The sequence below is a fragment of the Hymenobacter metallilatus genome, assembly GCF_003944705.1.
Taxonomy (GTDB): Bacteria; Bacteroidota; Bacteroidia; order Cytophagales; family Hymenobacteraceae; genus Hymenobacter; species Hymenobacter metallilatus.
In genome coordinates this window covers 218,783-243,795 of record NZ_RWIS01000002.1, presented here as the reverse complement: position 1 = coordinate 243,795, position 25,013 = coordinate 218,783, and the positions used below count along the sequence as shown (strand labels likewise).

The 25,013-nt window shown below is 58.0% G+C and carries 21 protein-coding genes and 2 tRNA genes; 12 read left to right on the top strand and 11 right to left on the bottom strand.

Features of this window, described 5'->3' with window-relative positions:
- The first annotated feature begins 102 nt into the window (after positions 1-102).
- Both EI290_RS04430 and EI290_RS04425 read left to right on the top strand, forming a co-directional pair.
- Complete coding sequence (locus EI290_RS04430; protein ID WP_125427153.1) at positions 103-1,359, top strand: TolC family protein; 1,257 nt, start codon at positions 103-105, stop codon at positions 1,357-1,359.
- 54 nt (positions 1,360-1,413) lie between these two features.
- Positions 1,414-2,574 (top strand): efflux RND transporter periplasmic adaptor subunit, encoded by a 1,161-nt coding sequence (locus EI290_RS04425; protein ID WP_125427151.1) that lies wholly within the window; start codon positions 1,414-1,416, stop codon positions 2,572-2,574.
- 147 nt (positions 2,575-2,721) lie between these two features.
- On the opposite strand, the gene EI290_RS04420 is transcribed toward EI290_RS04425, so the two are convergent.
- The 7 genes from EI290_RS04420 to mltG form a co-directional block, all read right to left on the bottom strand.
- On the bottom strand, positions 2,722-3,978 hold the full coding sequence (locus EI290_RS04420; RefSeq protein ID WP_125427149.1) for a PAS domain-containing protein: 1,257 nt from the start codon (positions 3,976-3,978) through the stop codon (positions 2,722-2,724).
- Positions 3,979-4,013: 35 nt separating this feature from the next.
- A complete protein-coding gene (locus EI290_RS04415; protein WP_125427147.1) occupies positions 4,014-4,373 on the bottom strand; it encodes a hypothetical protein in 360 nt (119 codons plus the stop codon).
- A 197-nt stretch (positions 4,374-4,570) separates the two neighbouring features.
- Positions 4,571-4,655: transfer RNA gene (locus tag EI290_RS04410), tRNA-Ser, on the bottom strand.
- A gap of 82 nt (positions 4,656-4,737) precedes the next feature.
- A tRNA-Ser gene (locus tag EI290_RS04405) sits at positions 4,738-4,824 on the bottom strand.
- Positions 4,825-4,963: 139 nt separating this feature from the next.
- Positions 4,964-5,923 (bottom strand): YihY/virulence factor BrkB family protein, encoded by a 960-nt coding sequence (locus tag EI290_RS04400; RefSeq protein WP_125427145.1) that lies wholly within the window; start codon positions 5,921-5,923, stop codon positions 4,964-4,966.
- 108 nt (positions 5,924-6,031) lie between these two features.
- Positions 6,032-6,517 (bottom strand): acyl-CoA thioesterase, encoded by a 486-nt coding sequence (locus tag EI290_RS04395; RefSeq protein ID WP_125427143.1) that lies wholly within the window; start codon positions 6,515-6,517, stop codon positions 6,032-6,034.
- 93 nt (positions 6,518-6,610) lie between these two features.
- Positions 6,611-7,687 carry an endolytic transglycosylase MltG gene (mltG, locus tag EI290_RS04390; RefSeq protein ID WP_125427141.1) on the bottom strand — a complete coding sequence of 359 codons (1,077 nt, stop codon included), beginning with the start codon at positions 7,685-7,687 and terminating at the stop codon, positions 6,611-6,613.
- A gap of 177 nt (positions 7,688-7,864) precedes the next feature.
- Here mltG and EI290_RS04385 point away from each other — a divergent pair, with 177 nt between their 5' ends.
- Together EI290_RS04385 and EI290_RS04380 are read left to right on the top strand one after the other, a co-directional pair.
- Positions 7,865-9,811 (top strand): Calx-beta domain-containing protein, encoded by a 1,947-nt coding sequence (locus tag EI290_RS04385; protein WP_125427139.1) that lies wholly within the window; start codon positions 7,865-7,867, stop codon positions 9,809-9,811.
- A gap of 210 nt (positions 9,812-10,021) precedes the next feature.
- Complete coding sequence (locus tag EI290_RS04380; RefSeq protein ID WP_125427137.1) at positions 10,022-10,651, top strand: L-threonylcarbamoyladenylate synthase; 630 nt, start codon at positions 10,022-10,024, stop codon at positions 10,649-10,651.
- Positions 10,652-10,759: 108 nt separating this feature from the next.
- On the opposite strand, the gene EI290_RS04375 is transcribed toward EI290_RS04380, so the two are convergent.
- Both EI290_RS04375 and EI290_RS04370 read right to left on the bottom strand, forming a co-directional pair.
- Positions 10,760-11,659 (bottom strand): lysophospholipid acyltransferase family protein, encoded by a 900-nt coding sequence (locus tag EI290_RS04375; RefSeq protein WP_246008851.1) that lies wholly within the window; start codon positions 11,657-11,659, stop codon positions 10,760-10,762.
- Entirely contained in the window at positions 11,656-12,537 is an 882-nt protein-coding gene (locus tag EI290_RS04370) for a hypothetical protein (RefSeq protein ID WP_125427135.1), read from the bottom strand. Before EI290_RS04370 ends, EI290_RS04375 begins: the two co-directional genes overlap by 4 nt.
- A gap of 255 nt (positions 12,538-12,792) precedes the next feature.
- Here EI290_RS04370 and EI290_RS04365 point away from each other — a divergent pair, with 255 nt between their 5' ends.
- The 6 genes from EI290_RS04365 to EI290_RS04340 all read left to right on the top strand — a co-directional run bounded on the left by EI290_RS04365 (position 12,793) and on the right by EI290_RS04340 (position 20,552).
- On the top strand, positions 12,793-13,425 hold the full coding sequence (locus EI290_RS04365; protein WP_125427133.1) for a WbqC family protein: 633 nt from the start codon (positions 12,793-12,795) through the stop codon (positions 13,423-13,425).
- Between the two features lie 122 nt (positions 13,426-13,547).
- On the top strand, positions 13,548-16,169 hold the full coding sequence (locus EI290_RS04360; protein WP_125427131.1) for an ATP-dependent Clp protease ATP-binding subunit: 2,622 nt from the start codon (positions 13,548-13,550) through the stop codon (positions 16,167-16,169).
- Between the two features lie 124 nt (positions 16,170-16,293).
- The gene (locus EI290_RS04355; RefSeq protein ID WP_125427129.1) at positions 16,294-16,752 is read left to right on the top strand and encodes a hypothetical protein; all 459 of its coding nucleotides are present in this window, start codon (positions 16,294-16,296) and stop codon (positions 16,750-16,752) included.
- Between the two features lie 113 nt (positions 16,753-16,865).
- Positions 16,866-18,434 carry an acyl-CoA carboxylase subunit beta gene (locus EI290_RS04350; protein ID WP_125427127.1) on the top strand — a complete coding sequence of 523 codons (1,569 nt, stop codon included), beginning with the start codon at positions 16,866-16,868 and terminating at the stop codon, positions 18,432-18,434.
- A gap of 116 nt (positions 18,435-18,550) precedes the next feature.
- Positions 18,551-19,621 carry a M42 family metallopeptidase gene (locus tag EI290_RS04345; protein ID WP_125427125.1) on the top strand — a complete coding sequence of 357 codons (1,071 nt, stop codon included), beginning with the start codon at positions 18,551-18,553 and terminating at the stop codon, positions 19,619-19,621.
- 127 nt (positions 19,622-19,748) lie between these two features.
- Positions 19,749-20,552 (top strand): helical backbone metal receptor, encoded by an 804-nt coding sequence (locus EI290_RS04340; RefSeq protein ID WP_246008850.1) that lies wholly within the window; start codon positions 19,749-19,751, stop codon positions 20,550-20,552.
- Between the two features lie 64 nt (positions 20,553-20,616).
- Here the strand turns inward: EI290_RS04340 and EI290_RS04335 are convergent, their stop codons facing one another.
- Both EI290_RS04335 and aroB read right to left on the bottom strand, forming a co-directional pair.
- On the bottom strand, positions 20,617-21,726 hold the full coding sequence (locus EI290_RS04335; RefSeq protein ID WP_317127460.1) for a 3-phosphoshikimate 1-carboxyvinyltransferase: 1,110 nt from the start codon (positions 21,724-21,726) through the stop codon (positions 20,617-20,619).
- Between the two features lie 232 nt (positions 21,727-21,958).
- Positions 21,959-23,002, bottom strand: a complete 1,044-nt coding sequence (aroB, locus tag EI290_RS04330) for a 3-dehydroquinate synthase (protein WP_246008849.1) — start codon at positions 23,000-23,002, stop codon at positions 21,959-21,961.
- A gap of 157 nt (positions 23,003-23,159) precedes the next feature.
- Here aroB and EI290_RS04325 point away from each other — a divergent pair, with 157 nt between their 5' ends.
- Together EI290_RS04325 and EI290_RS04320 are read left to right on the top strand one after the other, a co-directional pair.
- Positions 23,160-23,585, top strand: coding sequence for a hypothetical protein (locus EI290_RS04325; protein ID WP_221766231.1), 426 nt, complete (start codon positions 23,160-23,162; stop codon positions 23,583-23,585).
- A 161-nt stretch (positions 23,586-23,746) separates the two neighbouring features.
- Positions 23,747-24,937 (top strand): proline dehydrogenase family protein, encoded by a 1,191-nt coding sequence (locus tag EI290_RS04320; protein ID WP_125427118.1) that lies wholly within the window; start codon positions 23,747-23,749, stop codon positions 24,935-24,937.
- The last annotated feature ends 76 nt before the right edge of the window (positions 24,938-25,013 follow it).

Sequence of the window (25,013 nt, the reverse complement as noted above, 5' to 3'; positions counted from 1 at the left end):
CGCGACGCTTCGCGTCTCGGCGTCAGAACGGCCTCACCTGTACGACACCGTGCAACGGGGAGACGCGAAGTGTCGCGTCTCTACATACTGACTTGCTTCCCTATGAGATACCTCTTGTTTATTCTGCTGGTCCTCCCCTGTTTTACGCAGGCCCAGACCACGCCCCGCACGCTGCCGCCCCCCGCTGCGGCTCCGGCTACGGCCGCCTCCCCGGCCGGCGTACTCAGCCTGGACCAGGCCCTGCAAACCGGCCTCAGCCAGAGCCTGCTGGTACAAACCGGTGGTCTGGAACTTGAGCGCCAGCGCGCCCTGGCCCGCACTGGCTACGATGTACCCCGCACCGTGCTCGACTACCAGGTAGGCCAGATTTCGGGGCCCCTGCGCGACCAAAGTATCAACGTGGTGCAGCAGTCGGCGCTGCCGGGCGTGTATGGGGCCCAGCGCCGGCTGCTGGAAGGCCAAGTACTCACCGCCGAGCAGCGGGTGCGCCAGCAGCGCCGGGAGCTGGCGTTCCGCATCCGCAGCACCTACTACGAGCTGCTACTGAGCTACCGCCGCGCTGCCCTGCTACGCCGCCAGGACAGCCTGTACCAGCGCGCTGCCCGGGCCGCCCGCATCCGCTACCAAACCGGCGAAACCAACCGCCTGGAGCAGGTATCGGCGGAGGCGCGGCGGCTGGAGCTGCAGAACCGGCTGGCCACCGTGCGCACCGAGCAGCAGGTGCAGCAGCAGCAGCTGGCCATGTTGCTCAATCAGCCCGGCCTCGCCCTCATCGACACCTCGACCACGCCGGTACTGGTCCTCACGCCGGCCGATACGGCCAGCCTGACAACCGGTACCAACCCTACCCTGGCCTTGCTGGAGCAGGAAGTGGAGGTGAGCCGCCGCCAGACCCGGGTAGAGCAGCTGCGCCGCCTGCCCGATGTGCGCCTGGGCTACTTCCACCAAACTATCAACAAGGAAAGTGGCTTCCAAGTGGCCCAGGCCGGGGTAGCCGTGCCGCTGCTTGGCGGAGTGCAGAAAAGCCGGATTCAGGCCGCCCGCATTGGGGAGCAGGCCGCCGAAGCCCAGCTGCGCTACGCCACGGCCCAGCTGGGCGGACAGCTGGCGGGCCTGCGCCGGCAGCTGCAGCGGGCCCGGGCCTCCCTCACCTACTACGAGCAAACCGCCCTGCCCCAGGCCCGCCTGATTCTGGAAACCGCCGAAAAGAGCTTCCGGGCCGGGGATATTGAATACGTGGAGTACGTGGTGAATACGGAGCCCGCCTGGCAAATTCGCACGGCCTACCTCGACCAGGTGAGCCGCTACAATGAGCTGGCCCTGCAGCTGCTGGCCCTCACCGGCTCCGACGCCTACTAACCAACTCCGCCCAAGCCCCAACTGCTCGGGCCAACTACCCTACGAATTGACTTCATGAAACCAACGTATATAGCCCTCCTTACGGCCTTGTTGGCTGCCTGCAGCCAGAATAAAGCCCCCGAAACGCAAACTCCCGCTGCTCCTGCCTCTGCCCTGACGGCCTCGCCAGATGAGGTGCGGGTAAACCCGGCCCAAATACAGGCAGCGGGCCTGGAGCTGGGCGGCTTCACCTGGAAAAACCTGTCCTCCGGGGTGCAGGCGAATGGCGTGGTAGACGTGCCGCCCCAAAACCGGGCCTCCGTATCGGCCGTGATGGGCGGCTACGTGCAAAGCGTGGCGGTGCTGCCGGGCCAGCAGGTACGGCGGGGGGCGGTGCTGGCCGTACTGCGCCACCCCGATTACCTGAAGCTGCAGCAACAATACCTGCAAAGCCGGGCCCGCGTTACGTTTCTGCAGCAGGAACTGAAGCGTCAGCAAACCCTGGATGCCGAGGACGTGGGAGCCAAGCGCAAGCTGCAGCAGGCCCAGAGCGACTACGCTGCGGAGCAGGCCAACCTGCAGGCCACGGCCGGACAGCTCCGTATGCTGGGCATCTCCCTCAGCAGTCTGAACCAAGGCCGGATTGCATCCACGGTTACGCTCACGGCTCCCATCAGCGGCAATATAGCTGCCGTGCGCATCAACCCCGGCCAGTATGTAAACCCCCAGGATGTGCTGCTGGAATTAGTAGACCCCAGCCACATGCACCTGGAGCTGCAGGTATTTGAGCGCGACGTAAACCAGGTGCGTAGCGGGCAGCCGGTACTGTTCCGGGTGTCCAGCCAGCAGCGCGGCCCCGATATGACGGCCAGTATTTACCTGGTGGGCAAGTCCTTCGACCCCGAGAAGCGCACGGTGAATGTGCACGCTCATCTGGAGCCCGAGCGCACCGACCTGGTGCCCGGTCAATACGTAGCCGCTTCCATCCAGACGGGCACGGCCCGGCAGCGCACCCTACCCGAAGATGCCTTGGTGCAGGCTGGGGAGTTTAGCTACATATTCACCCAAACGGTACCCGGCACCTTCCGCCGCGTGAAAGTGGCCACTGGTACCAGCGCCAACGGGGACGTAGCGCTTCGCCTGCTGGAACCCCTCCCCGACTCAACCCACATTGTGCGGCGTGGGGCCTATTTTCTGGATGCCGAGCTGAGGAAGGGCCAGGACGCAGAGGAGTAACGGCGCCGCTACTCTGGTAGCGGCAATCTGGTCCCAGCACAGTACAGGCTCTGAGTGCTCCGGAACACTACCGCATTAACGGTTTTCCGGCTACTCAGGGCCTGTACAATACTTTGGCAAACGGGTGCAGGCCGAAGGCATCCTGATTCAGCTCTTCTCGTCCAACTGCTGGCGTAATTCCTGCACCTCGCGCTCCAGATCCAGCGTGCGGAACATCACCTTGGCTTCCAGGTCAGAATAAGCACGCTCCAATTGCCCCTGTAGCAGTTTTTGCTCGGTTACATCGGTGTTAGTGCCGCACCACCGTACCACCTGGCCCTTGTCGTCGTACACGGGCAGGGCCCGGCTCAGAAACCAACGGTACTCGCCGTCATGGCGGCGCAGGGGGAAGGTATCCTCCCACTGTTTGCCGGCGGCCAGGGCTTGGCGCCAAGTTTCAGTTACCTGCCCTACATAATCAGGGTGGTGTACTTTTTGCCAGCCCCAGCCCTGCATTTCGGCCAGGTCGGTGCCGGTAAAGCGGAACCACCGCTCATTATACCAGAAAATATGACCGGTTTCATCGGCCATCCAAGCTAGCTGCGGAATGGCATTGGCCAGGGTGGTAAAATCCTGCTCCCGCTTGCGCAGGGCCAGTTCCTGCATTTTCTGGTCATGAATGTCGGTACAGGTACCAAACCACTTCTCTATTTCGCCGGCGGCGTTTCGTACCGGTATGGCCTGGCCCAGGAACCACCGGTAATCCCCTTGTTTCGATTTAAATCGGTACTCAATTTCGTAGAAGTCGCCGGTAGCCAGCGAGTGGCCCCATACCTGCCGGGCCCGCGCCTGGTCGTCGGGGTGCAACAGGTTGTTCCACATATCGGGCCCCACACTGTCGGCCAGGGTGTAACCAGTGTAGTTGGTCCAGCGCTGGTTAAAGTACGTATGGAAGCCCGTGGGGTCCGTTGTCCAGACCAACTGCGGAATGAGCTCTGCCAAGAAGCTAAAATCCTCTCCGGAACCGCCACCCTGGCTGTTGCGCTGTTCTTCAATATCGATGGTACTGGTAATCCACTGCTGCAGCTTCCCATCTTGACCCAGTTGGGGGTAGCCCGTAGTACGCACCCAGCGGTACTCCCCATCATGGCGGCGGATGCGCCACTCAATCTGGTACATGGTGGCATTTTCTACCATTTGCTGCACATGGGCAGCTACCCGCTCCCCGTCCAAAGGATGCACCAACGCGGGCCAGCCAGTGGCAAGCTCCTCCAGCGACAGGCCCGTGAAGCGCAGCAGCTGGGGGCTGGCGTAAATAGGAGTACCAAACGCATCCGATACGCTCAGCAAAGTGCTTTCACTGGCGGAAATGCGGCTGACCGCGGCTGAGGAAAAGTCTGGCGTTTCAGAAGTGGCAGCAGCCATACGAAATCAGGTAATAGGTTGACAGAAAAAGCTGCTTACGGTTGGGTAAGCTGCATTTCCATTCCCGACTGGAAGTATAGATTCAATTGGCTCTCGGCCCCGTTACGGGAACGGCGCAGGCGGGTTACCAGCGCCCGGGTACGCTCCTGGCCCAGGATTAGCTCCAGGTACGGGCGGTTCAGCAATTCGTCCCGCTGAATCTGCCACTGGCCCGCGTCCTGCCCGGTCAGCGCTTGCACTTCCACCTTGCCGGGCTGCAGTGCGAACCGCTCAGCTTGGGCCAGCATACTGGTGGGGTCGGTCCGGTTGAGTACCCGGTCGGCTACCCGCCAGTTTCCATTCAGAAACTCATCGGGCAGTTGTTGCAGATTAACGTCGAACAGTAATTCGGCCATAGATACGGGCAAAGGTAGCAGGTGGCAGCAAAAGCAAATAACGCGCCGGCCCGGTGGAGCATCACCACACAACCGTATACAGTTGGTTTGGGTTCGGGGTTGTTCAGGCTATACTGTCCAGCTTACCGGCAAGCTAAAAAAAACGCCTTCCAAGCGGGCTTGGAAGGCGTTTGCTCCGGGCACCGGAAGCGGGTTCGCAGAGGAGGAGGGATTCGAACCCCCGGAGGTTTAACCCTCAACGGTTTTCAAGACCGCCGCAATCGACCACTCTGCCACTCCTCTGGATACGAAAGAGAAATTCAGGTGCGTTGCCGCTCTGGTTGCCAAGAAAAAAGGCTTTTTCACGAATTGAAAAAGCCTGTTGCAGAGAGGGGGGGATTCGAACCCCCGATACCGTTGCCGGTATAACGGATTTCGAATCCGTCGCATTCGACCACTCTGCCACCTCTCTGTAAGGCCCAAAATAAGTGGTTTGGGATGGCAAAAGTAGATACGATTCGGGAATGCACAAGCTCCTCTGGTGTTTTTTTCTGGCAACACCGGCTTATTCGCTCATTCTCAGGCACAAATTATATACTCTCAGCGGGTTATCAGGCTTTCTGCAGGGTTCCTGGCCGTTTCAGCCGGCCCGTTACTGCGTCGATGCTCACGTTTATCTCAAACCCCAGAATCAGGGTCATGCACACAAAATCGAGCCACACCATAAAGCCCACCAGTGTACCAATGGAGCCGTAAAAATGGTTGTAGCTGTCGAATATTTTAACGTACAGGATAAACAGAAAGGATACCAGAAAAATCAGCAGAGTGGCCACCACTGCCCCGGCCGATACAAACGGCCACTTGTCGTGTACCGGGGGTACATAATAGTATACCAGGCAGGTGGTGAGCAGGAACAGGCTGATAACGGAGCCGTACCGCAACACGCTGGTCAGTTGGTCGGTCATGGCCTCGGGCACGATTTCGTGGTACACCAGCGCATCAATGATATAGGTACCGAAGAAGATGCCGATGACGGCAAACAGCAGCACCGACGACAGTACCACCGTCAGCACCGTGGCAATTACCCGCTTGCGCAGGTAGGTACGCTTCTTGAACGAGGGGTACTTTTTCTCAAACGCATCGAGCAGGGCCATAATGCCGTTGGAGCTGAGCACTAGGGCCGTGGCAAAACCAAAGGACAGCAGCCCCCCGTGCGGAATATTCACGATGTCCTCGATGGTATCAGAAATGGCCACGTACATTTCCTGGGGTATCAAATCGGCCAGAAACTGCAGGATATCCAGGTTGAGATTAGGAATGCGGATATAGGGAATAAGCGTGAACAGGAAGATGATGGTGGGAAAAATGGCAATGGTCAGGTTGAAGGCCATGTACGAGGCCCGCTTGGCAATGCCATCCAGCCGGATTTCCTGCAGCAACCGGTCTACCACGTCGTACACCGAGGCCTTGCCGCCCGCAAACCGTAGCCGCTTCAGAAACACGATGGCGCGGCGCACACTGCGGCGGCGGCGCACATCGGGCAAACGGTAGCGGCGAACGGGTAGGCGCATGGGGGCAGTGTAACTGAGTAGCGGAGTAACGGAGTAACTGTTCTAGCGGAGCAATGTGCGCCGTGTGCGCGGTAAAAAATTACTCAGTTACTCCGCTACTCAGTTACTCTACTTCAGAAAGGCCGCCGGAGCAGGGGCATCCGTGGGGGCCTTGGGTGGGGTGAGGGGGCCGGCCGTTTCGTCGTCGGTGAAGTAAGGAGCCAGCTTGGCGGCAATATCCTTCGGAATGGGTACGGGGCGGCCGGTAGTCATGCTCACGAATACCATCAGGGTGTGGCCTTCGGTGAGAAGGTCCTGGGCCTCGTTGTAAATTTCGTACTCGAAGAGGATACGGGAGCCTTCGGCGGGCTGTTTCAGCAGCAGGCGCACCGTGAGCAGGTCGTCGTAGCGGGCGGGGCGACGGAAGCGGGTGCGCAGCTCCCCTACCGGCATCCCCACGCCATCGGCTTCCAGGGCTTTGTAGCTGATGCCCAGTTGCCGGAAAGCCTCGGTGCGGCACACTTCGAAATACGCCGCGTAGTTACCGTGGTACACGTAGCCCATCTGGTCGGTTTCGGCATACCGCACGCGGATCTGGGTGTCGGAGGAATACATAGGGTAGTTGTCAGTTGCTGGTTGTCAGTTGTTAGATATTGGTTACAGAAGCTGACAGAACAAACTGACAACTGATAACCAATAATTAACAACTCATTTCATAATGCCGCTGCGCGTGAGGGCGGCCTGGTAGCGGCGGGCGTTTACCAGGTGCTCCTGCTCGTTGCGGGCAAAGGCGTGGTAGCCGCTGAAATCCTCCTTGGCGCAGAAGTAGAGGTATTGGTGGCTTTCGGGGTTAAGCACGGCATCAATACTGGCAATGCTGGGCAAGTTGATGGGGCCGGGCGGCAAGCCGGCGTATTTGTAGGTATTGTAGGGCGAATCTTTGGCCAAATGCACGTTGAGCACCCGCTTGATGGTGAAGTCGTGGTTGGCGTACACTACGGTGGGGTCGGCCTGGAGCTTCATGCCGCGTTTGAGACGGTTGAGGTACACCCCGGCCACCCGGGGCCGCTCGTCGGCGTGCTGCTGCTGCTCGGCCTCCACAATGCTGGCCAGAGTGCTCACCTCGGCCCGGGTAAGGCCCAGAGCCTTGCGCTGAGCGTCGCGGGCCGGCGTCCAGAACTTCTCGTACTCCTTCTGCATACGCTGCATCAGGTTTTCGGCGGAGGCGTTCCAGGGCAGCTCGTAGGTGTTCGGGATGAACATGGTGAGGATGCTGACGGTATCGAAGCCCAGGCTTTTGGTGTAAGCAGGCGAGTTCAGCAGGCTGTCGAACTGGCTGGGTCGGGCATCAATGGTGGTAGCCAGCTTGCGGGACAAGTCCTGGCGCAGGCGAATGTTCTGGAAGGTGAGGCGCAGGGGCAGGCGGTTGCTGCCAGTGCGCAGGTCGTTAATGAGCTGACGGTTGGTGTATCCGTCCTTGAGCTCGTAGCGGCCAGGCTTCACCAGCTTTTCGTACTTCATCAGCTTGGCTACTAGCCGCAGGCTCAGCTTGTCCACAATTACGCCGGTAGCCTCAATAGAGTCCAGCACGGCTTTGGCCGTCTCGCCCCGGCGCACCACCACGTAGGCGGGGAGCCCGTTGGTTTCGACGTTGGGGGTGAAGAATACCTGGTAGAAGTAGTAGGAGAAAGTAATCAGCAGCAGCCCAAAAATGCCGACCGTATAGGCAAAACGGTTGCGGCGACGGGTGGCGTTGGCTTTGTAATCGATGCGGGTTGTAGCCATGAGGCGGGAAGTGGTAACAAAACGGTAACATTGCCAGTACCCGCCGGGCTTGGGTAGGGGCCACAATTGCGGGTAGCTTTGCAGTTCAAAAGTACGCGGAATCTGTGGCTGTGCCACTGTACCAACCTTTTCCTGTCGGCTGCGTCTTTATTCACCTTATCATCTCACTTTCCTTCCATGAAACATTCCTACTCTTGCTGGTGGCAACGCATGGCGCTTCTGGCGGCGCTGGGCGGCCTTGGCTCCGCTGCCCAGGCCCAAACGCCGGTACCTTTCACCGGTACTGCGTACACGCAGAACTTTGACGGCTTCACGCCTGCTGGCACTACCTATCCCGATGGTTGGTCGGGGGTGCGATTGGCGGGTTCGGGTACGGCCAATGCCGTTCTTACCCCTATGGTGCTGGCGGACAACAGCACTGGTGGTGGCACCTACAACGCCGGCCCTAATGCCGGAACCACCGGCGACACCGACCGCGCCTTGGGCAGCTTGGCCTCTGGTTCTACAGCTCCGGCGTTTGGAGCGGCCTTCATCAATCAGAGCGGAGCCGCCATTGCTCAGCTAACGGTTACGGGTCGAGCCGAACAATGGCGCACTAGCAGCAACGCTGCTATCAACGAAAGCCTGGCTTTCGAGTACAGCACCGACGCTACGAGTCTGTTTACCGGCACCTGGACGGCCGTTTCGGCGCTGGATATCACCGAAAAAGCCCTTACGGCCACTACTGCTGGTCCACTGAATGGCAACGACGCCGCTAACTCGGCAGCCATTACCGCTACCTTCCCCATCAGTTGGGCCGCTGGCTCTACTATCTGGATCCGGTGGAAAGACACGGACAACACCGGTTCCGACGCTCTGCTCGCCCTGGATGACTTTACCCTGGCCCGCGCTACGGTCGTTACTGCTCCAACGGTATCGTTCGGCTCGGCCACGGCCACGGCGGCGGAAAGCGCCGGTACCCTCCAGATTCCGGTAACGCTGAGTGCAGCCAGCACCCAGGCCCTCACGGTACAGGTAGCCCTGGCCACCCCGGCCGGCACCGCCACCTCCCCTTCCGATTATACTTTTACCACCCAAACGCTGACGTTCCCGGCCGGTACCACCACGCAGAATGCCACCATCACGCTCGTGGATGATGCCGTGTTTGAGCCCTCAGAGACGGTGATTCTGAGCTTGCAGAACGTGCAGCCGACCGGCGCGGCTATTATTGGATCCGGCACTTACACGCTTACCATCACCGACAACGACGTGGCACCCGTGTCGCCTATTGCTACGCTTACCGTGAATGATGCCAACGGGGTACCCACTCTGAATGGCCAAACGGTATCGGCCCGGGGTACGGTGTACGGTACCAACCTGCGTACCGCAGGCTACCAGATTACCCTCATCGATAATACCGGGGGCATTGGCCTGTTTGCCTCGGCCAACATCGGCACGAACACGCTGGCGGAAGGCGACTCGGTGGAAGTAACCGGCACGCTGGGCCAGTTCAACGGCCTCACCCAGATCAACCTCACCGGCATTACGCCCAAAGGCCGTGCCCGCCGCACCTACTCGCCCCGCGTGATTACCACGGCCCTCACTGAAAACGAGGAGTCGGAGCTGATCCGCATTCCGGGCCCGCTTACTTCCGTCGACCCCGCCCAGTGGGTAACCACCTCTACCGCCTCCGGCTACAACGTGGACGTGACCGGACCGGGCGGCGTAACGTACCAGCTGCGTATCTACCGGGGCACCACCCTCTACAACACACCGGCTCCGGCTGGTCCGTTCTCAGTAACCGGTATCGGCAGCCAGTTCGACAGCTCTTCCCCGTACACCGAAGGCTACCAGATTGCCCCGCGCAGCCTGGCCGATATTACCCTGAAACAGCGGGAACCCGCCTTTGCCCGGGCGGTAGTAGTGTATCCTAACCCGGCCGCCAACCGTCTTACGGTGGTAGTAGGCAGCCTGGGCCGCGGCGCTACGCTGGAAATTTTCAACGCCCTGGGGCAGCGGGTACAAACGGCTACCGTGGCGCAGGAAGCAGCCACCGTTGAGGTGAGCGCACTGCAAGCGGGAGTATATTCGGTGCGTCTTACCACGAAGGATGGCAGCGTAACCCGTTCCTTTGTGAAGCAATAGGCATCTTTACACGCTGTATTCTCAAAAGCTCCGGTCATCTGGCCGGAGCTTTTTTTGTGGCCCGGCCGCTGCATAACCGGTAGTACCGGCAACCCCAAACAGGTTTTTGCCGAAAAGAGTAGCTCCGTATAGCCGCAGCTTGTACATTGACCGCCCCCGACGCCCGCCGGTGCCGGGGCCGACTGCTCACTCAACCTCCGCTTTTTTGCTATGGCCGCTACTCTGCTTCGCATTCATCCCGATAACCCTCCCCAGAACCGCATCCAGCAAGCCGTTGACGTGCTGCGTAACGGAGGCGTTATTATTTACCCTACCGATACGATATATGGGTTGGGCTGCGACATTCACAACGCCCGGGCCGTGGAGAAGCTTTGCCGCATTAAGGGCGTACACCCGGAAAAGGCCAATCTGTCGTTTATCTGCTCCGACCTTTCCCACATCACCGACTACGCCAACGGTATTACTACTCCCGTGTATAAGGTGCTGAAAAAAGCACTACCCGGCCCATTTACCTTCATCTTTGAGGCCAGCACCAAAGCGCCCCGCTATGGGGGCGTAAAGCGCAAAACCGTGGGCATCCGGGTACCCGACAACCAGATCTGTATTCAACTGGTGCAAGGCCTGGGAAATCCCATTGTTACCACTTCCATTCATGACGATGACGAAATTCTGGAATATAGCACCGACCCTGACCTGATTTTCGAAAAATACCGCCCTCTGGTCGACCTTGTTATCGACGGGGGGTTTGGCAACAACATCGCCAGCACGGTAGTCGACTGCACCAACGAAGACTTCGACATCATCCGCCAGGGCGCCGGCGACATCGAGCAGTATTTGTAAGGGGTGAAATAGTGAGGTGGTGAACTGGTGAGTTTGATGTTCTGATGGCGTTACCCGCGCAAATGGAACATCAAACTCACCAGTTCACCACCTCACTATTTCACCATCTCACCGCTTATGCTTCCAACGGCGGTGGGTCCAGAGGTAGTCGGCGGGATAGAGCTGAATATCCCGCTCGAGCTGCTGCACAAACGCTGCTGTTATCGGGAAACTATTGGGTTCCAGGGGCGAGTCTCCATCGTACAGTTCCGTCAGAATAATCTCATAGTAGCCGCGGCGCAGGCGCCGGATGCTCACGTACACCACCGGGCAATGGAAGCGGCTGGCCAGCCGCTCAGTGCTGGTGTAGAACCCCGCTTCCTGGTGCATGAACGTCGTCCAGAACGGGCGGTCCTCGGGCCCGGCCGCCTGGTCCGACAACATACTGACCACGCGCACCTCCCCTTTTCGTTGCAGCATGTCGCGCAGGGTATCCCGCATGGGGATGAGTCCGGCGCCCGTGCGGGTGCGCAACTGATACAGTAAATGCTCAAAAAACGGGTTGCTCAGCGGTTTGTATACCCCATCGGCATGAGCCGACAGCCAGGCGGCTCCCGAGGTAAGCACCCATTCCCAGTTGCCCGCGTGCGACGACAGGCCCAGCACTGTACGGCCGGCCGCGAAGTGCCGCTCCAGTACTTCCGGGTTACGGAAAATAACCCGCTCTTTTAGCGCTGGCGCCGACATGGTGGCCAGCTTGATGGTTTCCATCATCACCTGCGCGAAATGCCAGTAAAACTGTCGCGCCAGACGAGCAATTTCAGCCGCCGACTTTTCCGGGAACGAGTTGCTCAGATTTTGCAGCACCACCCGTTGCCGGTAGCGCACCACATAGGCCAGCAGCCAATACACCACCCTTCCCAGCACATACAGCACACTCAGGGGCAAACGGGCCAGGCCCAGCAGCAGCCACTCCAGCGGCTGGTAGTACCACGGGTAAGGCCTGGAAACAGAGGTAGTTTTACTCATCGGGGCAGTATGGCCCCAGCGGGGGCGTACTCGTCGGGGTTGCGGTGTACAGTGGCTGTTTGGGTGGCAAGCAGCTGGTTTTTGGCGTTGCGGACTTCTACGGTGAGGGTAAACTTTCCGGCGGGTACTTTACTCAGGTCCAGCTCCCCAGTGAGCACGGTGGGGCGGCCTTCTGCGCCCTGCACGGTGCCTTGCCCGGTGGCGGCATCCTTGGGTGCCTTGCCCGCGCGCAGCCGATAGCGCAAGCCATACGCTTGGCCTGGTAGGGCAGCATACAGCTCCGAGTAGAAAAATAATTTATCCTGGCCACGGGCGTACAGGCCACCGGCGGCGCGAGTCAGGCTTAGCCCACTGCGCATGAAGTTGTTGGTCTCCACGGAAGAACGGCTGGCAGGTTTCAGCAACAGTACCACGTCGCTCAAGGCAGGTTTTGGGCTACTCACCTCCACTACCAGGGGCTGCTCCACAATATCGGTGAAGCCCGCACGGTACTGGTCTTTCAACTGCCCCCGCAAGGTGTAGCGGCCTTCCGGCAAGGTCAGGCGCTTCTGAAAGCTAACGGGGTTTTTGATGGCCGCCGTAGTATCGCGCAGTACCGGCGGTTTCAGCGTCACGCTCTCCTGATACACAGCCGTACCGTCGGGACGAACCACCTCCAGGGTTACGGTGGCCCCGGCCTGGTACATCTTTGGTCCTCGTTTCTGATAAGTCAGATGCTTGCCGGCTACCGTTGCGTACAACTCTACTACTCCTCCTTTCACCGCCACATCCTCGTTCCGGAAACGAGCTACATCCAGCTGCAGCTGATGAGTGGGGGCTTGCGTGACACTCAGGCAGAGCGCAACGCCCACGGGCAGAAGTCGGGCTAACAGCAACATAGTGTCAGATTGGCGGTAAAACGAAACAGGTGGCAGTGGGTAGCTTTCAGCTGCCGCACCGCAAAAGTGCGGCTTTTGGTTGATTCTTGGGTTAACATGCCCTTGGCTCCTTGCGTTGCATCCGGGCCGTCCTGGTTTGGTACTGGCCCTATCATTCCCGGAATATCTGCCCTCACAGGCACTACTGGCACCAGAATATCCGCTACCGGGCCGTTTATTTGCTTCATCGTCATCTTTTTGCTCCAGGCCTACCGCATGTCCGCTGTTCTTTTCGAGTCCCAGTACCATCCGCCCATTGCCTTTTTTGCCGCGCTGCTGGGGGCCGATGCATTGTGGCTGGAAACCCACGACCATTACCGCAAACAGACCTACCGCAACCGCTGCCTTATTCTAACGGCCCAAGGCGTCCAGCCCCTCTCAGTACCCGTAATCGACGGTAACCGCAGCGAAAAGGTGCTCACCTCCGAAATTGAAATTGACTACCGCCAGAACTGGGTACACCGGCATTGGCGTACTCTGCAAACCGCTTACAGCGGTACACCGTACTTTGAATATTACGCCGATTATCTGCACGATATCTACACGCAGAAGCCTCGGCGCCTGTTCGAGCTGAACCAATTGTTACTGCAGTTTTATTTTCGCTGCCTGCGCCTGCGCCTGCCCATTCACCTCACCCCCGACTATCAACCTCCCACCCACCTCCCCTCGGCCCCTCCTACCCTTCTCCTTGACCGCCGCGACTGGCTGACACCCAAAGCGGCGCATCAACCTGACAGGACGTCGGGTCGGGCCTATGCGCAGAGCTTTGGTAAAGATTTTGTACCGGGCCTCAGCATCTTAGATCTGCTCTTTATGCAGGGTCCGGCCGCCGGCAGCTTTCTTGCGTAGTGTACCTGTCGCCCCCGAACTATCGCCCGACTCAATCTGTTTTCAGGTTATATCGGCCCAACCCGCAAACCAGGCTGTATGGGCCCTTGCGGGGTTCCGTTTTTCTTCACTACCTTATCTGCATGGAAGCTAAATTCTCAAACAGAGTCAAGGAGGTCATCTCCCTGAGCCGGGAAGAGGCCATCCGGCTCGGGCATGACTATATCGGCACGGAGCACCTGCTGCTGGGTATGATTCGCGAAGGGGAAGGCACCGCTATTGGTTTGCTCAAGAAATTGGGCGTATCGGTGGAGGAGCTCAAGTACGCCCTGGAGCAAGCTACCCGCAACACGGCTACGCAGGGCACGAGCATTACCGGCTCTATTCCTCTGACCAAACAGACCGAGAAAGTCCTCAAGATTACCTACCTCGAGGCCAAAATCTTCAAAAGCGAAATTATCGGCACGGAGCATCTGCTCCTCTCGATTCTGCGTGATGAAGACAATATTTCGTCCCAAATTCTCAGCAAATTCAACGTGAACTACGAATCCGTGCGCGATTCGCTGGACTACCACGGTAACACGGCGAATAACCCTACCTCCGGCCCTGAGGCCGATGATGACGACAATGACCGCCTGTTTGGGGGCAGTGCAGGCCGTGGCGGTGCCGGGGCTGGTGCTACACCCAAGAAAGGCAACGAGAAGTCGCGCACTCCGGTGCTCGATAACTTCGGCCGCGACCTGACCAAGCTGGCCGAGGAAGACAAGCTCGACCCCATTGTGGGCCGCGAGAAAGAAATTGAGCGCGTAGCTCAGATTCTGAGCCGCCGCAAAAAGAACAACCCCATCCTCATCGGGGAGCCGGGCGTTGGTAAAACGGCCATTGCCGAAGGCCTGGCCCTGCGCATCATTCAGAAGAAGGTGTCGCGGGTGCTGTTTGGCAAGCGCGTGGTAACGCTGGATCTGGCTTCGCTGGTAGCCGGTACCAAGTACCGGGGCCAGTTTGAGGAGCGCATGAAGGCCGTGATGAACGAGCTGGAAAAGTCGCCCGACGTTATCCTGTTCATTGACGAGCTGCACACCATTGTGGGCGCTGGTGGAGCTTCCGGCTCCCTGGATGCGTCCAACATGTTCAAGCCGGCTTTGGCCCGCGGCGAAATCCAATGCATTGGTGCCACCACGCTCGACGAGTACCGTCAATACATCGAGAAGGACGGCGCATTGGCCCGTCGTTTCCAGATGGTGATGGTGGACCCCACCACGCCCGAGGAGACGATTGAAATCCTGAACAACATCAAGGACAAATACCAGGACCACCACCACGTGTACTACACCGACAAGGCCATCGAGGCCTGCGTGAAGCTGTCGGACCGGTACATGTCCGATAGGTTCCTGCCGGACAAGGCCATCGACATTCTGGACGAGGCCGGGGCCCGCGTGCACATCAACAACATTGTGGTGCCCGAGGATATTCTCAAGCTGGAAGAGCAGATTGAGAACATCAAGACGGAGAAAAACCGCGTGGTGAAGTCGCAGAAGTACGAAGAAGCTGCCAAGCTGCGCGACACGGAGAAGAAGCTCATTGACCAACTCGACCAGGCCAAGAAGGACTGGGAAGAGGAAACCAAGAAGAAGCGCTACACCGTGAAGGAGGAAAATGTGGCCGAGGTTATTGCCATGATGACCGGCATTCCCGTTTCCCGCGTGGCCCAGAACGAAAGCTCCAAGCTCCTAAAAATGGGCGAAGAGCTGAAGGGCAAGGTAATCGGCCAGGATAAGGCCATTGCCCAGCTCGTGAAGGCCATTCAGCGCACTCGTGTGGGCCTGAAAGACCCCAAGAAACCCATTGGCTCCTTCGTGTTCCTTGGCCCAACCGGCGTAGGTAAAACCGAACTGGCGAAGGTGCTGGCTACGTATCTGTTCGACAAGGAAGATTCGCTGGTGCGGATTGACATGTCGGAGTACATGGAGAAATTCAGCATCTCGCGCTTGGTGGGCGCGCCTCCCGGCTACGTGGGTTATGAAGAAGGCGGCCAGCTGACGGAGAAAATCCGCCGCAAGCCGTACTCGGTTATCCTGCTTGATGAGATTGAGAAGGCCCACCCCGATGTGTACAACCTGCTCCTGCAAGTGCTGGACGACGGTATCCTGACCGACGGCCTGGGCCGCAAGGTGGACTTCCGCAACACCATCATCATCATGACCTCCAACATTGGGGCGCGTGACCTGCAGGATTTCGGTGCCGGTATCGGCTTCGGTACCAAGGCCCGACAGGAGAACATGGACGAGCTGACGAAGGGCACCATCACCAACGCCCTGCGCAAAACCTTCTCGCCCGAGTTCCTGAACCGTCTGGATGATGTAATCGTGTTCAACTCGCTGGAGAAGTCGGATATCCACAAGATCATCGACATCAGCCTGAGCAAGCTGCTGGGCCGCATCCAGACGCTGGGCTACCGCGTGGAGCTGACCGAAGCCGCCAAGGACTTCGTGGCCGAAAAAGGCTACGACCCTAAGTACGGCGCACGTCCGCTGAACCGGGCCATCCAGAAGTACATCGAAGACCCGATTGCCGAGGAAATCCTGAAGGCCGAAATTGCCCAGGGCGACGTCATCACGGCCGATTACACGGCCGGCGCTGAGGAGCTGGTTTTCTCGGTAAGCAAGAGCGGCGAGCAAACTAACCTCGCCAGCGACGAGCGGCCCGAAGAAGCCCCCGAGCCCTCCGACGACGAGCCAAAAGACTCGAAGAAGAAAGGCGAGTAATTCGCTTGGGCTATAACTGAAACCGGCCGGTTCCTGTGAGGGAGCCGGCCGGTTTTTGTATTTTGCCTTACCAAGATGAATCGTTGTATAAAGCGTGACTATGTGTGTTCGTACCTACTTATTCGTGGCGTTGCTGACTGTACCAATAGATCTGTTGGGCCAAACATTGAGCGAGACTACAATTTACGACTTCAGACAGATGAAGCCGGAGTTCAAAGCATTTGAGAGCATAGCAGGCATTCTTATTCCTGAGACACAACTGGTAATTGACAGAGGCATTGGAAAATATTATAACCTATACACACCGAATGACTCAATCAACCAATCTATGATAACTGCATTTGCAGTTCAAGGTGCTGACGGCATTATCTATTATCTAAATAATCGGGCTTTTACTCTAGCTGCTTACAGACAAGGTGTACAATTGTGGATAGCTAATTACAGATATTCATCCTTTACATATTCTGGCCAAGAAGTTCATGGCATTTGGTTTGACGACAATTTTATCTACTTGGCTTGTGGAACTTGTGAAGGAAAAATTGATAAACGGACTGGAAGGATTAGTTTGACAGGTTGCGACTGAAACACCACGCACTTTTACGTACTAAGCCGCCCCAGAATTCTGGTGCGGCTTTTCTTTACCCGCGCGTTACCTTTGGCATCCTGACCCAAGACGCTAACCCATCCCACCCCACGATGTCCGATCCGCACGCTGACGCCCAACTAAGCAAAACCGAAATTCTCGCCCGCAAAAATGAGGAGGCCCTGCTCGGCGGCGGCCAGGCCCGCATTGATGCTCAGCACAAGAAAGGCAAGCTCACCGCCCGGGAGCGGATTGATTTGCTGTTCGATGAGGGCTCGTTCGAGGAAATCGGCAAGTTTGTAATGCACCGCTCCAAGGACTTCGGGCTGGACAAGGAGTATTACCTCGGCGACGGCGTGGTGACGGGCTACGGCACCGTAAATGGCCGGCTGGTGTACGCCTTTTCCCAGGATTTCACGGTGTTTGGCGGCTCGCTGAGCGAAACTCACGCCGAGAAAATCGTGAAAATCATGGACCTGGCCATGAAGAATGGGGCCCCCGTCATTGGCCTCAACGACTCGGGCGGGGCCCGCATTCAGGAAGGCGTGGTGAGCCTGGGCGGCTACGCCGATATTTTCTATAAGAACACCCTGGCCTCGGGCGTGGTGCCGCAACTGTCGGCCATCATGGGGCCGTGCGCGGGCGGCGCGGTGTACTCGCCCGCCATTACCGACTTCATCCTGATGGTGGAGGACACGAGCTATATGTTCGTGACCGGGCCGAACGTGGTGAAAACCGTAACCCACGAAAACGTAACCAGCGAGGAGCTGGGCGGGGCCAGCACCCACTCGGCCAAAAGCGGCGTCACGCACTTTTCGTGCGCCAACGAGGTGGCCTGTATCAACCACCTCAAGCAGCTGCTGAGCTACATGCCCCAGAACTGCGAGGAAACCGCCCCGATGGTAGCTTACGAGGCTGGCCAGGACGAAAGCCGCCCCGCTCTCGACACCATCATTCCCGACAACCCCAACCAGCCCTACGATATCCGGGAGGTTATTGACGGCATCATCGACGCTGGTTCTTTCCTGGAAGTGCACCAGAATTTCGCCGAGAACATCGTGGTAGGCTTTGCCCGCCTGGGGGGCCGCAGCATCGGTATCGTGGGCAACCAGCCGGCGGTGCTGGCCGGCGTGCTCGATATCAACGCCAGCACCAAAGCGGCCCGGTTCGTGCGGTTCTGCGACTCGTTCAATATTCCGCTGCTGGTGCTGGAAGATGTACCCGGCTTCCTGCCCGGCACCGACCAGGAGTGGCGCGGCATCATCACCAACGGGGCCAAGCTGCTCTACGCCTTCTGCGAAGCCACCGTGCCGCGCATCACCGTCATCACCCGCAAAGCCTACGGCGGGGCCTACGATGTAATGAACAGCAAGCACATCGGGGCCGATATGAACTACGCCTGGCCCACCGCCGAAATTGCCGTAATGGGCGCGAAAGGTGCGGCTGAAATCATCTTTAAGCGCGAAATTGCCCAGGCCGAAGACCCCGAGGCCAAGCTGCAGGAGAAGGTAGACGAGTACCAGCAGAAATTTGCCACGCCCTACCGCGCCGCCCACCGCGGCTTCGTGGACGAGGTGATTCTACCTTCGCAGACGCGCCAGAAGCTGATCCGGGCGTTCAAGATGCTGGAAAACAAGGTGGATACGCTGCCCCGTAAAAAGCACGGCAACATTCCGCTGTAAAATCGTTTGTCATGCTGACGAAGGAAGCATCTGCTCACGTCCTATCGTCAGAATACTATTCATTCAAGTGGCGCGAACGTGACAGGATGCTTCGCTCCGCTCAGCATGACAAAAAAATGCGTCAAGAATCATTCGATTTCCTCCAGAAGTACCTCAATAACCCCTCTCCCACCGGCTTCGAGAAGGAAGGGCAGAAAATCTGGCTCGACTACCTCAAGCCCTACATCGACGAGTATTTCGTGGATACCTACGGCACGGTGGTGGGCGTGGTGAACCCCGAGGCCGAGTACAAAGTGGTGATTGAGGCCCACGCCGACGAAATCAGCTACTTCGTGAACTTCATCACGGAGTCGGGCTTTTTGTACCTGCGCAAGAATGGCGGCTCTGACCCGTTGGTGGCCCCGAGCAAGCGCGTGAATATTCACACTAAGAAGGGCATTGTGAAAGCCGTGTTCGGCTGGCCGGCCATTCACGTGCGCAAAGTGGAGCAGGACAAAGCTCCCACCATCGAAACCGTGTTTCTCGACTGCGGCGCTTCCAGCAAAGAAGAAGTGGAGCAGATGGGCATTCACGTGGGCTCGGTGGTGACGTTTGAGGACGAATTCACGGTGCTCAACGACAAGTTTTACGTGGGCCGGGCCCTGGACAACCGCATCGGGGGCTTCATGATTGCCGAGGTGGCCCGGATGCTGAAGGAGAACAAGAAAAAGCTGCCCTTCGGCCTTTACATCGTGAATGCAGTACAGGAGGAAATCGGGCTGCGGGGGGCCGAAATGATTGCCCACCACATCAAGCCCGATGTGGCCATCGTGACGGACGTGATTCACGATACCCAGTCGCCGATGTACGAGAAAAAGACCTCCGGCGACCTGTTCTGCGGTAAAGGCCCCGTGATTACCTACGGCCCAGCCGTGCAGAACAACCTTCGCGACCTGATCATCGAAACCGCCCAGAGCGCCGAAATTCCCTTCCAGCGGGCCGCCGCCACCCGCGCCACCGGCACCGATACTGATGCCTTTGCCTACTCGCATTCAGGCGTAGCCGCCGCCCTGATTTCGCTGCCCCTTAAGTACATGCACACCACCGTGGAAACCGTGCATAAGGACGATGTACAGAGCGTTATCCAGCTCATCTACGAGACTCTGCTGCGCATCGAGGATAAGCACGATTTCAGGTACTTCAGCTAGGAGGTTCTATCCATTGAACGTCATGCTGAGCTTGTCGAAGCATCTCTACCGGTTCACATTATCTGGTAAAGATGCTTCGACAAGCTCAGCATGACGTTCTTTCGCGTTGTGCTTCACCCGTTTCATTATGGATATTCCTTTTTCTCGCTTTCCGCTCTCCGTCACCGACCAGATGGGCCGGCGGGTGGCCGTGCCGCTGCCGGCGCAGCGCATTGTGTCACTGGTGCCCTCCCAAACGGAGCTGCTGTTTGCACTGGGCCTGGGGGCGCGGGTGGTGGGCGTAACCAAATTCTGCATTCATCCGGCTAACGCCCGCCAGCTGGCTACAGTTATTGGGGGCACCAAAAACTTCGATTTCGAGAAGATTGATGCGCTCCAGCCCGACCTTCTCATCGGCAACAAAGAGGAGAACTACCAGGCTGGCATTGAGCAGCTGGCAGCGCGGTACCCGGTTTGGATGAGCGACATCAGCACTTTAGCCGATTCATTGGATATGATTCGGCGGGTGGGATTGATTTGCGGGCGCAAAGTGGCTGCTGAGGTATTGGCCGCTGAAATTGCCGCATCGTTTGCGACGCTGCCGCCGGTTGCTGCGCCCATCACAGCAGCCTACTTCATCTGGCGCCAGCCTTACATGGTGGCGGCCGGTGGTACTTTCATTGATGATATGCTCACGCGGGCGGGCTTCCGCAACGTATTCAGTGCCCAGACCCGTTACCCGGAAATTACGCCGGAGCAGCTACGGCAAGCCGCACCGAGCCAGATTCTGCTGTCCTCGGAGCCATACCCGTTCAAAGAAAAGCACCTGGCCGAGTTCCGGGAAATCTGCCCTGCAGCCGAAATCCGCATTGTGGATGGAGAGTTGTTCAGCTGGTATGGCAGCCGGCTGCGGCACTCGGCTGCTTACTTCCGGGAGTTGCAACCACTATAAGCACCAGGCCGCTTGCCAACTACTGGCAAGCGGCCTGGTGCTTATAGTAGTATCTCCCCTCCATTCAAAAAACCGGGGCCGGGGTGGGGTCCGTAGTAAACCCTACTTTCTCCAGCTCCCGCCAGAACTGCGGATACGATTTACGTACCACTTTGGGGTCTTCGATGGTGAGGGGGCCCAGCAAGGCCAAAGGGGCAAAGGCCATGGCCATGCGGTGGTCATGGTACGTGGCCACGGTTTGCCCATTCACCCGAAAGTTTTCCGCCGAAACCCGAAAACACTCATCATCTACCTCAGTCAGCGCCCCCCCAAATTTGGCCAGCTCTATTTGTAGAGCAGCAATCCGGTCGGTTTCCTTAATGCGCAGACTTTCCAGGCCCGTCATCACCACCGCAACCCCAGTAGCGGCGGCTACCACCGCTATGGTTTGCGCCAGGTCGGGGCAGTCGGTAAAATCCTGGGTAAATTCCTTGCCGGGCGCCGTCTTGGTGAGCCTTACCTGCTCATCGGCCAAAAAATCGGTGTGTACGCCCAGGTGGGCCATAATGCCGGCAATGGCCTGGTCGCCCTGCCAGGAGTAGCGCCGCAGGGTGGGCAGCGTAAGGTGGGAGCCAACCGGGGCCAGGGCCACCACCGCGTACCAGTAGCTGGCCGCCGACCAGTCGCCTTCTACGGTGTAGTTGGTGGGCTCGTAGGCCTGGGGGCGTACTTCCAGCACCTCACCCAAATCCCGGCACACGGCCCCAAAATGCTGCATCAACGCCAGCGTCATGCGAATGTAGGGGCGAGACCCGACTTTACCGGTGAGGCGGATGCGCAAGCCGTGCGGTAGTGTAGGCCCAACCATTAACAGCGCCGAAATGTACTGGCTGCTGATGTCGCCCCGCACGGTTAGCTCCGTAAAATCGGCAGTAGCCTCGGTTGCCGGCCCGGGAGTACGCCCCAACAGCCTCAGTGGCGGATAGCCGGGCTCCTCCCGGTACTCAATGCGTGCCCCCAGTTCTTGCAGGGCCTCTACCAACACCCGAATGGGTCGTTCCTTCATGCGGGCTGTTCCGGTCAGCTCCGTCTGCCGACCCGTCATGGCCAGATACGCCGTCAGGAAACGCATTACGGTACCCGCATCTTCGGCATCGAAAAGGGCGGCATCGGGCTGCTGCAACAGGCGTTGCATAAGTTGGGTATCATTGGCATCGGAGAGGTTATGCAGCTCACCGCTGCCAGCCAGCGCCCGGATAATGAGGGCGCGGTTGCTTTCACTTTTAGAAGCCGGTACCTGTGCAGTGCCGCGCAGGGCATGCAGGGGCCCGGTTAAAGAAATAGATGAGTTGATGGCTCCAGCAAATTACAAGGCGCAACATAGTGCGCTGGTTAAACAAAGCGTACGGCCACTACAGCTACCGGTATCAGAGGCGGTGATAGTACCGCAGTGACTCCGCAATTTCCGGTAAAGTAATGGGTTGATCATATACCCCTTGGCCAATCCCGCTCAGCAGGGTGCAGTTAATAACAGAACCCGCGTTTTTCTTATCCTGCAGGGCAAATTCTGCAATAGCCTCCGTTTCGAGGCCGACGAACTGAACCTTCACGAACACTGAAAACAGAAAGGACTCAATCTGCTCCAGCTCCCGCTCCGACAGCAGCCCTTTCCGGTAGCTTAGCCAGGCTTCGCAGACCATGCCGGCCGCCACGGCCTCGCCGTGCAATATTTCACGGCCGGGTTGCTGCAGCAGGTAGCTTTCCAGCGCGTGGCCTACAGTATGACCAAAATTCAGCAGCTTCCGGAGCCCGGTTTCCAGGGGATCCTGCGCTACAATCTGTTGCTTTAGCGCCACCGACTCCTGAATAACAGGCGTCCAGTCATCAACGCCCAGCACCCCCACGTAGCGGTTACGGGCAAAGGCCTCCGCGTCGGCAATCAACCAGTGCTTTACCACCTCCGCGTATCCCGAGGTAAGCTGACGCGGATCAAGGGTGAGCAGAAAGCGGGGGTCGATGCAGACGGCCAGCGGCTGCTGAAATACACCCAACTGATTTTTGAAACCCAGGAAATCTACTCCTGTTTTACCGCCAACGCTGGCATCTACCTGCGCCAGCAGCGTAGTGGGTACCTGCACAAAGCTGATACCCCGCTTGTAGAGAGCCGCCGCAAACCCGCCCAAATCCGTTACTACTCCCCCTCCTAAATTAATCAGTAAGGTGTGCCGGTCGGCGTGATGGTTGGTCAGTTCGGTCCAGAGAGTTTCGCAGATCAGCAGCGTTTTATACTCCTCCCCTGCCGGAATTTCAATTACCCGATGCCCCTGCGGCAGATGCGGAGCAAGCAAGGGCATACACTGCCGCGCGGTGTTGGTATCGGCTACTACCACTACCTGGCTGATGGTAGGACGAACAGCAAGCTCAGCCAGTTTTGCTAAGGCCGAAGAGCCAACGAACAACGTTTCGTTCAAAATATTATGAGTTTTAGAAAAGTTTTCGACAAACGCTTGCAAGAAATCGGACAAAAATAGCTTGCTTTGATGCAACTATTATAGCCAGGTTCCGATCATGGAAGCGCAACTTACTTTCTATTCTATTATGAATTCTTTTGTTCGTGGTGTATCCGCCATGGCAGTTATACTGCTGTGCAATACCCTGGGCTCGTGCAGTAAAGACTCTATGCCCACTTTCGAAGAAGGCCTTATTGGCCGTTGGGAGTGGCAACAGACCGCCAATGATGGCAAGCACACCCTTACACCCAGCAACACCGGGCACCGGGTGGTAGTCGAGTTTGACCGTCGGGGCCGGGCGCGCTTCTACCAGGATGGTACCCTCATTAGCGCGGCTGCGTTTTCGGTGCGCCGTGATATGGGCGGCTTTGGGCAGGCCTCCCGCCACATGATCATTTACCGGGGGTATCAGAACAACCAGTATTACTCGGTTATTGGCAACCGCCTGCAGCTGCAGGATACCAATGGTAAGCTGTTAGCCCACACCTATACGCGGGTAATAACTGAGGTATCGGCTCAGCTGCCCGCGCAGAAACCCTACTAGCAGCCAGTAGCAGCTACGGCTGCCGGGGTAACGAGCAAGAACGGCTGGATTCCTGCCGCTCTCAGACGTGCGGTTTGGGCAACTATCAGCCCGAAGAAACTGTTTACCGGCTATCTTTGCCCCGTAAACGGCCACCCATCCTGCCGCTCAACCACCCTGCTATGTCCGTAACCCAAGCACCACCCGTTTCCTTCGAGGATACCGCCGTTGCTTTCGCGTCCAAGTCGGACGGCGACCTGCGCAAAATGTACGCCTTGTTTGCCGCCATGAACAATAATGCGCTGGTAAAAACCGGTGGTGGCCTCATGAAGACGGCCTTGAAATGGCACCTGCCCGGCACGAAGTTTCTGATCAAGAAATCTATCTTCGAGCAGTTCTGCGGGGGCGAAACCATTCAGGAATGTCTGCCGGTTATCCAGGAGCTAGGCCGGTATCATATCGGTACTATTCTGGACTACTCGGTGGAGGGTGAGGGTGACGATAAAAGCTTTGACGCCACAACCACTGAAATTCTGGCTACCATTGACTTATCGCACCGCTCCCAGCACATTCCGTTTTCGGTGTTTAAAGTAACCGGCGTTGGCGACGCCGCAATCCTGGAGAAAGTGCAGGCTGGCCAGCCGCTCACGTCCGCCGAACAGGTTAGCTTCGAAAAAACCAAAAAGCGCATAAATGCCATATGTGCCCGGGCCCACCAATACGGCGTGCGGGTTTTTATTGACGCCGAAGAAAGCTGGTTCCAGGATACCATTGACCAGTTGGCCTATGAGATGATGCAACGCTATAACCGGGAATCGGCTATTGTGTGGAATACCTACCAGCTCTACCGTCACGACCGGCTGGAGGCCATTCAGAAGGCCTACAAGCACGCTGTTGAAGGCGGCTACTATTTGGGGGGTAAGCTGGTGCGAGGCGCGTACATGGAAAAAGAAGCGCGGGTAGCAGCGCAGCAAGGCCGCGAAAATCCCATTAACCCAACCAAACCCGCCACCGACGATTTATACAATGAGGCGCTTCGCTACTGCGTACAGCATATTGAGCGCATCAGCATCTGTGCTGGCACCCACAACGAAGACAGCTCCAAACTGCTCACCGAACTGATGCAGGAATACGACATCCGTCCCGGTGACCCACGGATCTGGTTTGCGCAGCTGTATGGAATGAGCGACAACCTAAGCTATAACTTGGCTCATGCTGGCTACAACACGGCCAAGTACGTGCCCTACGGACCGGTGGCTTCGGTAATGCCTTATTTGCTGCGTCGAGCCGACGAGAATACGGCCATTGCCGGGCAAACCAGCCGGGAGTTTTTATTAATTCAGAAAGAAATGAACCGGCGTAAGGCCCGCTGAGTATAAAATTCAGAAGATATGTAATTGAACGGCACAGTTTTTGGCTAATTCTCGCCCGTTGGGTTGGCAAATCTTG

Bases quoted from the DNA above. Each gene is read 5' to 3' on its own strand.
- EI290_RS04365 (WP_125427133.1), top strand. From the start codon at position 12,793: ATGTCCGCTGTTCTTTTCGAGTCCCAGTACCATCCGCCCATTGCCTTT.
- EI290_RS04380 (WP_125427137.1), top strand. From the start codon at position 10,022: ATGGCCGCTACTCTGCTTCGCATTCATCCCGATAACCCTCCCCAGAAC.
- EI290_RS04375 (WP_246008851.1), bottom strand. From the start codon at position 11,659: ATGAGTAAAACTACCTCTGTTTCCAGGCCTTACCCGTGGTACTACCAG.
- EI290_RS04395 (WP_125427143.1), bottom strand. From the start codon at position 6,517: ATGTATTCCTCCGACACCCAGATCCGCGTGCGGTATGCCGAAACCGAC.
- EI290_RS04340 (WP_246008850.1), top strand. From the start codon at position 19,749: ATGGATATTCCTTTTTCTCGCTTTCCGCTCTCCGTCACCGACCAGATG.
- EI290_RS04350 (WP_125427127.1), top strand. From the start codon at position 16,866: ATGTCCGATCCGCACGCTGACGCCCAACTAAGCAAAACCGAAATTCTC.
- EI290_RS04345 (WP_125427125.1), top strand. From the start codon at position 18,551: ATGCGTCAAGAATCATTCGATTTCCTCCAGAAGTACCTCAATAACCCC.
- EI290_RS04425 (WP_125427151.1), top strand. From the start codon at position 1,414: ATGAAACCAACGTATATAGCCCTCCTTACGGCCTTGTTGGCTGCCTGC.
- EI290_RS04385 (WP_125427139.1), top strand. From the start codon at position 7,865: ATGAAACATTCCTACTCTTGCTGGTGGCAACGCATGGCGCTTCTGGCG.
- EI290_RS04370 (WP_125427135.1), bottom strand. From the start codon at position 12,537: ATGTTGCTGTTAGCCCGACTTCTGCCCGTGGGCGTTGCGCTCTGCCTG.
- EI290_RS04420 (WP_125427149.1), bottom strand. From the start codon at position 3,978: ATGGCTGCTGCCACTTCTGAAACGCCAGACTTTTCCTCAGCCGCGGTC.
- EI290_RS04415 (WP_125427147.1), bottom strand. From the start codon at position 4,373: ATGGCCGAATTACTGTTCGACGTTAATCTGCAACAACTGCCCGATGAG.
- EI290_RS04400 (WP_125427145.1), bottom strand. From the start codon at position 5,923: ATGCGCCTACCCGTTCGCCGCTACCGTTTGCCCGATGTGCGCCGCCGC.
- EI290_RS04430 (WP_125427153.1), top strand. From the start codon at position 103: ATGAGATACCTCTTGTTTATTCTGCTGGTCCTCCCCTGTTTTACGCAG.
- EI290_RS04320 (WP_125427118.1), top strand. From the start codon at position 23,747: ATGTCCGTAACCCAAGCACCACCCGTTTCCTTCGAGGATACCGCCGTT.
- EI290_RS04325 (WP_221766231.1), top strand. From the start codon at position 23,160: ATGGCAGTTATACTGCTGTGCAATACCCTGGGCTCGTGCAGTAAAGAC.
- EI290_RS04360 (WP_125427131.1), top strand. From the start codon at position 13,548: ATGGAAGCTAAATTCTCAAACAGAGTCAAGGAGGTCATCTCCCTGAGC.
- mltG (WP_125427141.1), bottom strand. From the start codon at position 7,687: ATGGCTACAACCCGCATCGATTACAAAGCCAACGCCACCCGTCGCCGC.
- EI290_RS04335 (WP_317127460.1), bottom strand. From the start codon at position 21,726: ATGCAACGCCTGTTGCAGCAGCCCGATGCCGCCCTTTTCGATGCCGAA.